Below are 14,194 nucleotides of genomic sequence, written 5' to 3'. Positions count from 1 at the left end.
GATCGCGCGGGCACCTATCGTCTGACGGAGTGACCCTGTGAACCGGGAGGCGCCATGCGAGTAATCCAGTGCGACGAGCGCGGAGCGGTCCGTTGAGCACGGTGACCGCCGCGGACGAAGCGCCGCCGCGTCCGGTCGATCCGGCTCCGGCGCCGGGGCGCGGGTCGCTCGTGGCGCGGCAGATCGCCTCCGGCGTCGGCGAGGCCGCGCTCGCGGCGGTGGTCGCCGCCGTGGTGGCCGTCGTCGGGCTGGTCGCTTTCTCGCTGGTGCAGTGGCCCGCCTTCAACTCGTCGAACGTGACTCGGGCGCTGACCACGGTCGGACAGGTCGGCGCGGCGGTCGTGCTCGCGGTCGCGATCGCGCTGCTGCGGCTGCGCAAGTGGCCTTCGATCGCGAAAGTGCTTTCCTGGGCCGGACTTTCGACGTTCGTCACATTCACGCTCGGCATGCCGCTTGCGGCGACGAAGCTGTATCTGTTCGGCGTCTCGGTGGATCAGGAGTTCCGCACCGAGTTCCTCACCCGGCTCACCGATTCCGCCGCGCTGCGCGACATGACGTACGCGGATCTGCCGTCGTTCTACCCCGCGGGCTGGTTCTGGATCGGCGGGCGGGTGGCGAATCTGCTCGGGATGGACGGCTGGGAAGTGTTCAAGCCGTACGCGATCACCTTCCTCGCCGTGGCCGCCGTGGTCGCGCTGGTGTTGTGGTCGAAGCTGATCCGCGCGGACTGGGCGGTGGGCGTCGCGGCGGCGAGCACGGCGGTCACCCTGGCCTACGCCGCACCCGAGGCCTACAGCGCTGTCATCGTGCTGCTGCTGCCGCCCGCGCTGGTGCTCGCGTGGGGGGCGCTGCACCGGCCGGCGGTGCGCTCGTCGGAGGACGCCGAGCGCACGGCCGGCGGTTGGGGCGCGGTCGTCGGCACCGGGCTGTTCCTCGGCTGGGCGGCCACCTTCTACACCCTCTACTTCCTCGTGGCTGCCTTCGCGGTGGCGCTGATGGGGCTGGTGGCGGCCTTCCTCGCGGTGCGGGCACAGCGCGCCGCCGACCGTCCGCGCCGTGCCCGCCCCGCGACGGACTCGACCCTTCCCGTCTGGCGCGCGGCCCTGCCGCCGTTGGTGCGGCTCGTGGTGATCGCGGTGCTCGCGGGACTGGTCGCGCTGCTGGTGTGGGCGCCGTACTTGGCGAAGGCGCTGCGCGGCGCGACGGCGAGTTCCGGGACCGCCCAGCACTACCTGCCGGAAGCGGGCGCGGAACTGCCCCTGCCGATGTTCCAGTTCTCCCTGCTCGGGGCGCTGTGCCTGCTCGGCACGATCTGGCTGGTGCTGCGCGGCGCGTCGTCGCGCAGGGCGCAGGCGCTCGGCATCGGGGTGGCGGCGATCTACCTGTGGACGCTGCTGTCGATGGCCGCGACCGCCGCGGGCACCACGTTGCTGTCGTTCCGCCTGGAGCCGGTGCTGCTGGTGCTGCTGTCGGTCGCGGGCGCGTTCGGGTTCGTGGAGGGCGCGCGGGCGATCTACCAGGCGTTGAACGAGCCCGCGCGGTTCCGGCTGGTGGCGATCGCGGTAGCGACGATCGGCGCGCTGGCGTTCGCGCAGGACATTCCGCACGTGCTGACGCCGGAGATCACCACCGCGTACACGGACACCGACGGCGACGGGAAGCGCGCCGACCAGCGCGACCCCTCGGCCGTGTCGCGGTATGCCGAGGTGGATCGGGCGCTCACCGCGCAGACCGGACGCCCGCGCGCGGACACCGTGGTACTCACCGCCGACACCAGCTTCCTTTCTTTCTATCCCTACTTGGGCTTCCAGGCGCTCACCTCGCATTACGCCAACCCGCTCGCGGACTTCGCGGGCCGGGCGGCGACCATCGAGCGCTGGAGCCAGCTGAAGACGCCGCAGGAATTGCTCGACGCGCTGGCCGCGAGCCCGTGGCGAGCGCCCGACGCGTTCCTGTTCCGGCGCAGCGGCGACTCCTACACGTTGCGGCTGGCCAAGGACGTCTACCCGAACGACCCGAACGTGGCGCGTTACTCGGTGAGCTTCCCCAAGGAGCTGTTCGCCGACCCGCGCTTCACCAGCACGGATATCGGACCGTTCACGCTGGTCACCGTCCACCGCTGAAATCGCCGCGGTTGAACTCGCGCGCAGTGGTTACCCCTTTCGTTTGTCGGTCCACGCACAGCGTGGTTGCTACGGAGGGCGCTGTCGAGGAGTGATGCCCGGGTGACACAGGCACAGGACGCCGAGACCGGCCTACCGGCGGAATCGGCGACGGTCGCGGTCGCGGCGAAGCGGGCGACAGCGGCCGGAGTGCTCACCCGTCCGGCGCGTACCCGGCGGCCGACCGCGACGCGGGTCGCGGACTTCGCTGTCGGCGCCGGTTACCTGGCGCTGGCCGCGACCGTGCTCTCGGGCCAATGGCGTAATACCGCCAGCGGGTACCTGATCAAGAGCGGTCAGGACCAGACGATGTGGGAGTGGTTCTTCGCGGTCACCGCGCACTCGGTGGCCACTGCGCACAACCCGCTCGGCACCGATCTGCAGAATTTCCCGGCCGGTGTGAACATGATGGCCAACACGGCCATGTTCGGCGTCGGCGTGCCGCTGACGCCGGTCACCTTGCTCTTCGGGCCGACCGTCACGTTCGTGCTCGTGCTCACCCTCGGCCTGGCCGGGACGGCGTTCGCCTGGTATCGCTTGTTCGCCCGCGAACTGGTCCGGTCCAGGACCGCGGCGGTGATCGGCGGGCTGTTCTGCGGTTTCGCGCCCGCGATGATCTCGCACGCCAACGCGCATCCGAACTTCGTGGTGCTGTTGTTGCTTCCGATCATCGCGGGCAGGCTGATCCGGATGGCGCGGCGGGCGGCCACGGCGGAACCGGCACGGCCGCGCGGACGGGTTCGGGACGCCGTCGTGCTCGGTCTTCTGGTCGCGACGCAGATCGCTCTCGGCGAGGAACCGCTGTTGATCTTCGCCCTCGCGTTCGGCCTGTTCGCGATCGTCTACTACCTGCATACTCCGCGCACCGGGCTGCGCGTGACGCGCACGATCGCTCCCACCCTCGTGCTGGCCGCGGTGGTCACGCTGGCGCTGGCCGAGATTCCGCTGTGGTGGCAGTTCTTCGGCCCGCAGAGCTATCGCTCGATCGACCACGGCCCGATGGGCAACGATCTCGCGGCGCTGGTGCAGTTTCCGTCCGAATCGCTGGGCGGCGTGTTCGCTCCCGGCGCGAACGTGGCGATCAACCCGACCGAGCAGAACGCGTACTTCGGCTGGCCGCTGCTGCTTCTGGTCGTGTTCACGGTGGGACTGCTGTGGCGCGACCGCGTGGTGCGGGCCGCGGGCGTGGTGATCGCGGTGTTCGGTCTGCTCTCGCTGGGTGCCGTCGCGACCATCGGTAGACGGCCGACCGGCGTGCAGCTGCCGTGGCGCTGGGCCGAACATGTCCCGCTGTTGAACACGGTGCTGGAGAGCAGGCTGAGCATGGCCGCTGTCCCGGCCATCGCGGTGGTGCTCGCGCTGGGCACCGACCGCGCGGTGGGCACCTGGACGCGATCGGCGGCGGACTGGAAGCCGCTGGGCTGGTTCACCGCGGTGACCTGCGCGCTGCTGCCGCTGATTCCGACCATCCTGCCGGTGGTCGAGCGACCCCCCACACCGGATTTCTTCGCCGACGGCGCCGTCCGCCGCTACGTCGGCGACGGCTCGGTGGTCATGGTGCCCCCACCGCGTCCGCCCGACGCGCGAGCGCTGCGCTGGCAGGCCGACGCCGGTTTCACCTTCCCCTTGGCGGGTGGCTATTTCGTCGGCCCGACCGGCGCGACCAAGAAGGGGATCTACGGCCCGGAGGCCCGCCCGACCACCGCGCTGCTGGTCCAAGCCCAGGACACCGGGGTGGTACCGCCGATCGACGCGGGCGTGCGCGCCCGGGCGCTGGAGGATCTGCGGTTCTGGCAAGCCGACGCCCTGGTGCTGCCCGCGGCGAAGAACGGGGATGTTTTGCGGGAAACCGTGACCCAGCTGCTCGGATTCACGCCGACGCGGGTGGAGGACGTCTGGCTGTGGGACGTTCATACGCTGCGCTCGTCGGGGGCAGTCGGCGTCACACCGGGCGGTAGCTAGCATCAACCCCCGTGCGACCGGATCGATCTACTCGAGCGTTCACCCGTATCCGCTTGATCGCCCTGCTCTCCGGGCTTCTCGGATTCCTGCTGGCCTTGCTGACCCCGCTGCTGCCGGTGCGGCAGGACCGGGCGAGCCTGGACTGGCCCGAGTCCGGCGCCGCGAGCGTGGCGGCGCCGCTGGTGTCCTACGAGCCGCTGCGGCTGCACGCGACGCTGCCCTGCGCGCTGTCGGGAGAGCTGGGATCGGGCGGCACGCTGCTGTCCACCGTCCCGGTGGCCTCCGGCCAGGCGGCGAGCAAGGGCCTGGTGGTATCGGTCGCCGACGGCGTCCTCTCGGTGGTGCTGCGCGACATCCCGCTGCTGTCGGCCCCGCTGGCCGAGGTCGGTTCCTGCACCGCGATCGACATCGAATCGACCGCCGCCGCGACCACCGCCGAACTCACCGGCGTGACCCGGCAGGACGGCACACCGTTCCGGTCCACGGTCGGACGGGACATCCGGCCGCAGCTGGTTGGCGTGTTCACCGATCTGACGGCCGATCGGCTCGCCGGGGCGCAGGTGCACGCGGACATCGACTCGCGTTTCTCCTCCACGCCGACGCCGCTGAAGCTGGCCGCCATGATCGCCGCCGCCGTGTTCACGCTGATCGCACTCGTCGCACTGCATCTGCTGGACACCGCCGACGGACGCAAGCCGCGCCGTTTCCTGCCCGCGCACTGGTGGCGGGTCACCCCTGCGGACGGCGTCGTGCTCGGCACGCTCGCGCTGTGGCACGTCATCGGGGCGAACACCTCCGACGACGGCTACATCCTGAACATGGCGCGCGTCTCCGGGCACGCGGGCTACATGGCGAACTACTACCGCTGGTTCGCGGTGCCCGAGGCCCCCTTCGGCTGGTCCTACGAGGTGCTGGCCTGGATGTCGCGGATCTCCGACGCCAGCCTGTGGATGCGACTGCCCACGTTGCTGGCCGGCGTGGTCTGCTGGCTGGTGATCAGCCGGGAGGTGCTGCCGCGCCTCGGCGCGCGGGTGCGGCGCAACAAGGTGGCGCTGTGGACGGCGGGGCTGGTGTTCCTCGCGTTCTGGCTGCCCTACGACAACGGCCTGCGTCCGGAACCGCTGATCGCGGCGGGCGCGCTGCTCACCTGGTGCTCGATCGAACGCGCCATCGCGACCGGACGGCTGCTGCCCGCCGCGGCGGCCGTGCTGATCGCCGCGTTCTCACTGGCGGCCGGCCCCACCGGCCTGATCTGCATCGCGGCGTTGATCGCAGGCTCACGGCCGGTACTGCTGATCATCATCAAGCGGGCGCGCGGCGCCGTCCCGGTCCGCACCGGGCCCGACGCCGACGCGGCCGCCGCCGGTTCCGCCGCAGCCGCGGCCGCCGTGAACGCCCCCGCGCGGGCGCGGGAGTCGTCCCGGGCGGGCGCGGTGTTCCGGTTCGCCGCGCTGATCGCCCCCGGCCTCGCCGCGGGCACGCTGGTGCTGGTGGTGATCTTCGCCGACCAGACCTTGGCGACGGTGCTGGAAGCGACCCGGGTGCGCACGATCGTGGGGCCGAACGTCGCCTGGTTCGACGAGCGCACCCGCTGGGACTCGCTGCTCATGCTCTCGCCGGACGGTTCGCTGGCGCGGCGGTTCGGCGTGCTGGTGATGCTGTTGTGCCTGCTCGTGTGCGTGCTGCAAGTGCTGCGCAAGGGCCGGATACCCGGCACCTCGCGCGGCCCCTCGGTGCGCATCCTCGGCATCGTGTTCGCGTCGCTGTTCCTGATGATGTTCACCCCCACCAAGTGGACCCACCACTTCGGCGTCTACGCCGGACTGGCCGGATCGCTGGCCGCCCTCGCCGCGGTCGCGGTGGGCACCACAGGGATTCGCTCGCCGCGCAACCGCGCGCTGTTCGCCGCGGCCGTGCTGTTCCTGCTCGCCGTGACCTTCACCGGTCCGAACGGGTGGTGGTACGTGTCCAGCTACGGTGTCCCGTGGTGGGACAAGGCTCCGTTGATCGCGGGCAAGGGGCTGTCCACGTTGTTCCTCGGCCTCAGTGGCCTCGCGCTGCTGGTCGCCATCTGGCAGCACTACCGCGAGCCGTACCGGCGCGAGACCGGCGGCGGCCCACGGCGATTCGACCGATGGGCCTCGGCGCCGCTGACCGTGGCCGCCGCGCTGCTGGTCATCTTCGAGGTCGCCTCGCTCGCCAAGGCCGCGGCCACACAGTACCCGGCCTACTCGATCACCAAGTCGAACGTGGAATCGGTCGGCGGGGATTCGTGCGCACTGGCGAACGAGGTGCTCGTCGAGACCGACACCGCCGATTCGCTGCTGCGACCCTTCACCGGATCGCCCGCGGACGGATTGTCGGCGCAGAACAAGGGATTCACCCCGAACGGGGTGGCGCGCGACCTCACCGCCGACGCCGAGGAAACGGTCACCGGCGGCGCGAACTCGGTGGAGAAGGACTCGGAGAACAAGACCACCAACACCACCGGCGCGGGCACCGGAGGCGGCACCACCGAGCAGGCGGGCCTCAACGGCAGCACCGTCGCGCTGCCGTTCGGCCTCGACCCGGCGAAGACCCCGGTGCTCGGCAGCTACCAGGAGGGCGAGCAGCAGCAGGCGAAGCTGACCACCCAGTGGTATCGCCTCGACCTGACCGACAGCATGCGCGCCGACCCCGCCTACCAGGTGCTGGCGATCACCGCGGCGGGCCGCATCCGCTCGGTGGACGCCGACGGTGTGCTCACCTACGGGCAGGAACTGCACCTGGAGTACGGCGTCCGCGGCGCGGACGGCGAGGTGCGCACGCTCGGCTCGATCGATCCGCTCGACATCGGCCCCGCGCCGTCCTGGCGCAACCTGCGGGTGCCGTTGGACCGGCTGCCCGCCGAAGTGAACGCCGTGCGGCTGGTGGCGATCGACAACGACATCACCCCCAAGCAGTGGCTGGCCGTCACCCCGCCCCGGCTGCCCAAGCTGGCCACGCTGAACTCCGTGGTCGGATCGCAGGCTCCGGTACTGCTGGACTGGCATGTCGGTCTGGCCTTCCCGTGCCAGCGGCCGTTCGACCACAAGGACGGCGTCGGTGAGATCCCGCAGTGGCGCATCCTGCCCGACCGGGTCGGCTCCGACGCCTCCAACGCCTGGCAGGACGACATCGGCGGCGGCCCACTCGGCTGGACCGGCCTACTGCTGAAGTCCCAAACCGTCCCCACCTACCTCGACCGCGACTGGACCCGCGACTGGGGCTCCCTCGAACGCTTCACCCCCTACGCCCCCAACGCCGCCCCCGCCCCCATCCACGTCACAACCCAAACCCGCACCGGCCTCTCCACCGACGACCCCATCCGCATCCGCTGACCGCGAGTGGCACATGGTGGAGAGCGCTTCTCGGGTGGATTCGCCACAGCCATGTGCCACTCGCGGCGGGGTGTCAGGGGGTGAGGACGAGGCGGCCGCGGAGGCCGCCGAGGGCGAGGCGTTTCTGGGCTTCGGAGGCGGCGGTGAGGGGGTGGGTTTCCGCGACGCGGAGGGTTAGGTTGCCTGCGTCGACTTGGGATACGAGGTGGTCGAGTCGGGGGCGGTCGGCGCGGACCAGGACCGTGTGCACGGTGGTGCCGCGCAAGGGGATCGGGGTGTTGGGGACGCTGACGGATGCGAATCGTCCGCCGCCGCGTACCGCGGCGAGTGTCGCGGGGCCGAGGGCGGCCGCGTCCAGGGCGGCGTCGACGCCGCCGGGGACGATGGCGCGCACGGCATCCGGCAGGGACGCTTGGCGCGGAACGAAATCGGTGGCGCCCATGGCGCGCACCGCGTCCTCGTCGGCGGGTGACGCCGACGCGATCACCCGGACCCCGCGCGCCGCCGCGAGTTCGACGGCGAAGCCGCCGACCGCGCCCGCGGCGCCGGTCACCAGCAGTGTGTCGGTGGACGCGAGATCCAGCGCGTCGAGGGCTTGGAGCGCGGTGAGACCGTTGAGCGGGATGGTGGCCGCTTGCACCGGCGACACGGAAAGCGGGGCGGGCGCGACATTTCCGGCCTCCAGCACCACGTAGTCGGCCTGCGCGCCGAGGGAGACGTCGAGCCGGTCGCTGATACCGATCACCGCCTGCCCCACCGCGAACTCCGTCACTCCCTCGCCGATCGCGTCGACCGTGCCCGCGACGTCCCAGCCGACGCCCCATTGGTCGCGTGGCGCGGCGAAAGGCGTGCCGCCCACGCCCGCCCGCACCATCAGATCCACGGGGTTCACCGTCGCCGCCGCGACCGCGATGCGAACCGAGCCCGGACCCGGTTGCGGCGTCGGCACTTCCACGATCTCCACCACGGCTTCCGGTCCCGGCCGGCGGACCACCACTGCACGCATGACGTTCCTTCCTCTCTGCTGCCGACCAACCTAAAGCTGGTTACTATCTGATGGGTAGTAGTTACCTGAGAGTGCGTTAGAGGCAGCGAGGTGCTCCCGATGGCGACGAAGACCGCGACGCAACGCCGTGAACTGGCCAAACAGCGGTACGACGCGTATATCGCCGAGTGCCCCACCCGCCAACTGCTGGACCGGATCAGCGACAAATGGGTGAGCCTGGTCCTGGCCGCGCTCGCCGACGGGCCGTTACGCTACGGCGAACTGAACCGGATCATCGCGGGTGTGAGCCCCAAGATGCTCACCCAGACGCTGCGCGGACTGGAACGCGACGGGCTGGTGGAGCGACGGATCACCGCGGAAGTTCCGGTCCGCGTCGACTACGAGCTCACCCCGCTGGGGCACAGCCTCCAGCCGGTCATGAGCGCGGTGAAAGCCTGGGCCGAGACCCGCATGGACGACGTCATCGCCGCGCGGGCGCGCTATGACAGCAGCTCCCAGTAAACCGGTTGTCCGGTCTGAAAATGTGCTCCCACCTGTGGCTACGCATCGCAGGACGAATCGGGCCGGTGGCCTTAATCTGATTGCCATGACAACGGCATTCGATGAAATGGATCTGCGCGATCTTGTCGGACTGCTCAGCGAAGAGGAACAACGGGAGCTGCGACCAGCGGTGCTGCGCGTGCTCGGCCGCCTCCCTTCGCAAGAGGTGCTCCGGCGCGAGCTCGGTCTTCGGCTGAAGGTCTGAGCGCCCGGCATCGCACCGGCGAATACTCGGCAGGGCCGCCGCGCAGGATCAACCTGCGCGGCGGCCCTGCGTCTGGACACCTAGCCCGCCGCCGGCTCGCTGAACGCCACATCGGCGGGTATCGGCACGTCACCCGCTATTCGCGACGCTCAGCCATACCGCGGATGTCCTCAGCGCGTGAGGCTGCTCGAGCCAAACGCCCGTCCGTGGTGATCAGCGGCAAGTCCAGCTGTTCGGCGAGTTCGACATACAGGGCATCAGTCAGCCTGATGGCCGCGCGGCGAGCCCAAGCGCCTTTGGTCAGATTCATCAATGGATGGCGAGTCAATGGCGCGCCTGCGAGACGGCTCAGCGCAGTCTCGACGTCGGTGTCGGTCAAATCGCCGGCCCGGTTCAGCCGTCCCAGCGCGGACAGCACTTCAGCGTCGAAGTGCGCCGGGACGTGCATGACGGTTGGCGTGATTCGCTCGATCACGGCGGCCGTGCGATCGTTGCGCACGAGAATGTCCACCATCGCGCTGGCATCCAGCACGATCTGTTCGGAAGAGGTCACCTGCCGAACTCGTCCCGAGACGAATCCAAAGCGGCGAGGGTGGCCTCGTGGGAGACCGCCGGTCGATCAGCGAACTCGGCCAGCCAAGCCGAGGTGGCAGTCTTCTCCAGTTCGGCGAGAATCGCGGCCTGAGTAAGTGCGGACACGTTCAGTCCACGTTCACGCGCGCGTTCAGCTAGTTCGTCGGGCACGTAGACATTGAGCCGAGCCATGCCTTAACTATACACACTTATGTGTGTATAGTTCTGCCGACAAACCTGACGGCTGGTGATCCGTGATGAAAAGGGCCGTCGCACAGCGTTCCTGCGCGACGGCCCGATAGCCGGACTGGTTCCGAACGAATGGTCAGAACACCCGCATGCTGCCCGGGGACCACAAGCCCGAGCGGGTGGCGGTGCCGGTGTCCAGCTTCGCCGGGACGGCGTTGCGGTCGTACTGGTCGTAGCGCTCCAGTGAGCCCCAGTCGCGCGCCCAGTCGTTCTTCAGGTAGGTGGGCACGGTGGTCGACTTGGCCAGCATCTGCGTGAAGCCGAGCACGCCGCCGAACTCCTCGGCCTGCCAGGTGTTGGTCGAGCTGATGGCCAGCGGGCGGTCGGGCAGGATGCGGTAGCCGGGCACCTCGGCCACGCCGTTGCGGTGATCGAACGGACGCTGGCACGGGAATTGCAGGCCCACCGCCCAGTCCAGCAGGATCGGCTGCTGGGAGCCCAGCAGGCTGTTGAGCGTCTGCAGCTTCGGCATCCGCGGCGGCGTGAACGCCAGCCACTGGTCCCCGATCAGGATCGGGTCGTTGGCGACGATGCGCACCGCGTCGGCGTCGGGCGCGATCTCGTCCAGCGGCACCCGCAGGTTGCGCCAGGACGGGAACGGGCCGATATCGCGTGGCAGGTAGGTGCCGAGCTTCTGCACGCTGCCGTCCGGCTGCCGCTTGCCGTAGTCGACGGTCAGCGACTGGCCGTACTTCATCGCGCCGGTGTCGTCGAAGGACAGGATGCGGCCCGCGGCCGAGATCACCACCAGCGGCTTGTCCGCCGAACGCGCGGGCAGCTGGTACCAGCTCGACGTGACGTTCGCCGGCTGCTGCATGCCGTTCTGGTAGCTGCCGAGGATCGGCGTGGTCGCCGGGTCGAGACCGAACGGAAGGGCGACGGTGGAGCCGTTCACGCCGCGCGCGCCCTGACCGCCACCGGTGCCCGCGCTCTGCCCCTCGGCGAAGGCGGCCCCGACCGACTGGGTCGAGGTGTTACCGGTGCCCGGCTTCACCTCCACGCTGTCGGCGGACAGATCGTTCGGCACGCCGTTGGGATCGAATCCGACCGGGTCGACGCCGGCGAGCGGGTCGGACGGATCGGTCGGCGGATGCGCCGGGTCGATGATCGGCTCCAGCTTGCCCGCGTTCGGGTCCGGCTCCACCAGCACGTCGTTGGCCAGGCCGCAGGTGCTGCCGCCGAGCGCGTCGATGTTCGAGCGGGCCAGCGAATACGCCGGGTACTGCGAGACCGCGCCCTTGACCAGCGAGAGCACCTCGAGCGCGACCATCAGCGCGGCGACCACGGTCAGCGGGATCGCGGCGAACCGGCGGATCCGCCTGCCGCGCGCCGTCTTGGCCGACGGCTGCGGCTTGGTGTAGTCCTCCCGCAGCGCGTACCACCCGACCAGCGCGAGCGCCAAGCCGAACAGCACGAGCATCAGGGTGTTGGACTGGTAGCCGTGCAGGGAGACCCGCTTGTCGAACCACGGCACGCCGAAGCTGGACACATACCAGTAACCGTTGATGCCGGAGAACGCCACCGCGAGCACGAACAGCAACCCGGCCAGGAATATGGCCCGGTTCTTCCGCGCCCGCAACGCGCTCGCCGACACCGCGACCGCGGTGACCGCGGCCAGCGAACCCGCGATGCCCGCGTACGCGCCGAAGTGGTGGGTCCACTTGGTCGGGTTGAACATCATGAAGAAGATCGTCCCGAAGACCACGCCCATCAGCCGCCAGGTCGGCCCGCTCGCGATGCCGGGCACCTGCCTGCGCCGCAGCAGCACCAGCATGGTGGTGAACAGGCACAGCAGCATCACCAGGAAGGCGAAGCGGCGCGACAGCGACCCGTCGACGGTCTCCACGAACAGGTAGTAGTAGCGCAGGTAGTCCTCGTACCAGGCCAGGTTCGGCCCGGTCACCTGGCGCACCCGGTTGGCTTCCTGGATGCCGGCGAAGGTCTGGTCGGTGTAGACGGCCGTCAGCACGAGCACGCCCGCCGCGGCGATCGGCGCGAGCAGCGGCAGCGTCGAGCCCCACCGCCCGGCGCCGAGCGCGGCGAACTGCCGGTGCTTGCGCACCACGATGCGCACCATCGGACGGATACCGGCCAGCAGCGCGGCCACACACATCAGGCCGGTCGGCGCCGCCGCCAGCGTGAACGCCGCCACCAGCACGGACACCGCGGCGGGCAGCAGCCGTCCGGTCGCGATGGCCCGCTCGATCGACACCCAGGTCAGCAGCGCGCCGAGCGCGACGATCGGCTCGGAGCGCAGGCCGTTGTCGAACGGCAGCCAGAACGCCAGGAACACCAGTCCGCCGGTCCACAGCGCCACCTTGCTGGTGCGCACCCCGCGGCCCAGCCGAGGCACCACCTCGCGGCTGATCACAAGCCAGCACAGGATCGCGCAGGCCAGCGCGGGCAACCGGACCCAGGGACTGGCGGTGGAGATCTCCGAGAAGATCTGGATCACGTAGTAGTACCAGCCGAACGGCGCCTCCGGCACGCCGTACCAGCGGAAGTAGTTGGCCATGTAGCCCGCGTGCGGCGCCACCCGCACCATGCTGAGGATGTAGCCGTCGTCGGAGGTGTTCGCGCCCGCGAAGTGCCACAGCAGCAGCGTGCCGACCACCGCGCCGTCCGCCCAGGTCGGCTTCAGCCAGTTCGCCGGCAGGAACCGGCGGTGCCCGCGCCCGTCACTGCTGTCGAGCCGGGCCAGCGCCGCCAGCGCGATCAGCGTGCACAGCACCGCCGCGATCATCGCGACCAGCTTGATCGCGGTCGGGCTGGAGGAGAAGCGGGTGTCCACCGTCATGGCGAACGACAACCCGTTGGGCGCCGCGCCCTTCAGGTCGGAGAACACGCCGACCACCTGGGGCCGCAGATCGCCGCTGAGCTGCCCCTCCACCGGCACGGTGACCAGCTCGGTCGCCCCGGGCGCCCCACCCTCGACCGGCCGCTCCACCTGCCTGGTGAGCCCGTTGAACCCGCTGTAGGTGCGTTCGCTGTCGGAGGTGATGCTCAGCGACGTGCACTCGCCCATACGGCTGCGGTCGGCCGACACCACCACCGCGTTGCGGTCGACCACGTCCACCGAGGTGTCCGAGACCCGCACGAACAGCGCCTCCAGCGCGGCCCGGTCACCCTGCGGCGGCGCGGTGGCCAGCAGCATGCCGCCGCGCTCGGGTAGCTGGGCGATCGTCTCGCACGGGATCGTCGCCTTCAGGTCGATCGGGACCTGCGACATCAGCGGCGCCTGCACGTTGCCGAGCGTCCCGCCCTGCGGCCAGTTCAGCACCGCGGTGGTCTGCGTGACCGGCAAGAACGGCGTCGCGAGCGCGAACAAGGCCCCGAGCACTCCGGCCACCAGCGCGATGAGCCGGGCGGTGCGGAAATCGTTCGGGGTCACCGCGGGGGCGGCGGGAGGTTTCGTCAGAACAGCGGTTGCGGCGTCGGGCACGATTGGCAATGCTAGCCGCCCGTCTGTCCGCACGGGCGTCGCGCCGCCGGGAGGAATGGCGCGTTCTCAGTATGTTCGGAGCCGACTGCCAGAATGTTGTGCCGACCAGCGAGAAAATTCACGCCGGAGGGCCGAATCGACCCCGTACCGCTGACCCGCGCCGACCACAATGGAAAGGTGGGGCGTATGACCAAGGTGAATCTCTCGACGAACTACGGATCGATCGTGCTCGAACTGGACGATCAGAAAGCGCCGAACACGGTGCGCAATTTCGTGGACTACGTGAACGCCGGCCACTACAACGGCACCATCTTCCACCGCGTCATCCCCGGCTTCATGATCCAGGGCGGCGGGTTCGAGCCCGGGCTGCGCCAGAAGGGCACCAACGCCCCGATCCAGAACGAAGCGAACAACGGCCTGAAGAACAACAAGTACACCGTCGCGATGGCGCGCACCAACGACCCGCACTCGGCCACCGCGCAGTTCTTCATCAACGTCTCCGACAACGATTTCCTCAACCACTCCGCTCCCACCCCGTCGGGCTGGGGCTACGCCGTCTTCGGCGAGGTGACCGAGGGCACCGACGTGGTCGACAAGATCGCGGGCGTCGCCACGTCATCGGCGGGCATGCATCAGGACGTGCCGGTCGACGATGTCGTCATCGAGTCCGCCACCGTCAGCTGATCATTCGAGAGG

10 protein-coding genes are annotated in these 14,194 nt (G+C 70.0%); 6 read left to right on the top strand and 4 right to left on the bottom strand.

The window, feature by feature from the left end; translation table 11 throughout:
- Positions 1-170 precede the first annotated feature (170 nt).
- From U3653_RS03235 to U3653_RS03225, 3 genes are all read left to right on the top strand, one after another.
- A complete protein-coding gene (locus tag U3653_RS03235) occupies positions 171-2,123 on the top strand; it encodes a galactan 5-O-arabinofuranosyltransferase (RefSeq protein ID WP_195079892.1) in 1,953 nt (650 codons plus the stop codon).
- Between the two features lie 102 nt (positions 2,124-2,225).
- Positions 2,226-4,124 (top strand): glycosyl transferase, encoded by a 1,899-nt coding sequence (locus tag U3653_RS03230; protein ID WP_323124454.1) that lies wholly within the window; start codon positions 2,226-2,228, stop codon positions 4,122-4,124.
- A gap of 11 nt (positions 4,125-4,135) precedes the next feature.
- Positions 4,136-7,483 (top strand): arabinosyltransferase domain-containing protein, encoded by a 3,348-nt coding sequence (locus tag U3653_RS03225; RefSeq protein ID WP_195079703.1) that lies wholly within the window; start codon positions 4,136-4,138, stop codon positions 7,481-7,483.
- A 73-nt stretch (positions 7,484-7,556) separates the two neighbouring features.
- Here the strand turns inward: U3653_RS03225 and U3653_RS03220 are convergent, their stop codons facing one another.
- Entirely contained in the window at positions 7,557-8,489 is a 933-nt protein-coding gene (locus U3653_RS03220) for an NADP-dependent oxidoreductase (protein ID WP_195079702.1), read from the bottom strand.
- Positions 8,490-8,588: 99 nt separating this feature from the next.
- Between U3653_RS03220 and U3653_RS03215 the strand changes: the two genes are divergently transcribed.
- A complete protein-coding gene (locus U3653_RS03215) occupies positions 8,589-8,990 on the top strand; it encodes a winged helix-turn-helix transcriptional regulator (protein ID WP_195079701.1) in 402 nt (133 codons plus the stop codon).
- A gap of 85 nt (positions 8,991-9,075) precedes the next feature.
- Positions 9,076-9,234 (top strand): hypothetical protein, encoded by a 159-nt coding sequence (locus U3653_RS03210; protein ID WP_168434190.1) that lies wholly within the window; start codon positions 9,076-9,078, stop codon positions 9,232-9,234.
- A gap of 136 nt (positions 9,235-9,370) precedes the next feature.
- Here U3653_RS03210 and U3653_RS03205 read toward each other — a convergent pair whose 3' ends face one another.
- The 3 genes from U3653_RS03205 to U3653_RS03195 form a co-directional block, all read right to left on the bottom strand.
- Positions 9,371-9,787, bottom strand: coding sequence for a type II toxin-antitoxin system VapC family toxin (locus tag U3653_RS03205; protein ID WP_323124453.1), 417 nt, complete (start codon positions 9,785-9,787; stop codon positions 9,371-9,373).
- Positions 9,784-9,999, bottom strand: a complete 216-nt coding sequence (locus U3653_RS03200) for a type II toxin-antitoxin system CcdA family antitoxin (protein ID WP_195079700.1) — start codon at positions 9,997-9,999, stop codon at positions 9,784-9,786. Before U3653_RS03200 ends, U3653_RS03205 begins: the two co-directional genes overlap by 4 nt.
- 133 nt (positions 10,000-10,132) lie before the next feature.
- Positions 10,133-13,498 carry an arabinosyltransferase domain-containing protein gene (locus U3653_RS03195; protein ID WP_195079699.1) on the bottom strand — a complete coding sequence of 1,122 codons (3,366 nt, stop codon included), beginning with the start codon at positions 13,496-13,498 and terminating at the stop codon, positions 10,133-10,135.
- Between the two features lie 186 nt (positions 13,499-13,684).
- On the opposite strand from U3653_RS03195, the gene U3653_RS03190 reads away from it, so the two are divergent.
- The gene (locus U3653_RS03190; protein WP_195079698.1) at positions 13,685-14,182 is read left to right on the top strand and encodes a peptidylprolyl isomerase; all 498 of its coding nucleotides are present in this window, start codon (positions 13,685-13,687) and stop codon (positions 14,180-14,182) included.
- The last annotated feature ends 12 nt before the right edge of the window (positions 14,183-14,194 follow it).

Source organism: Nocardia implantans (assembly GCF_035544775.1).
GTDB lineage: Bacteria > Actinomycetota > Actinomycetes > Mycobacteriales > Mycobacteriaceae > Nocardia > Nocardia implantans.
Note: the sequence above shows the minus strand (reverse complement) of the source record. Positions and strands in the feature narration are given on the sequence as shown.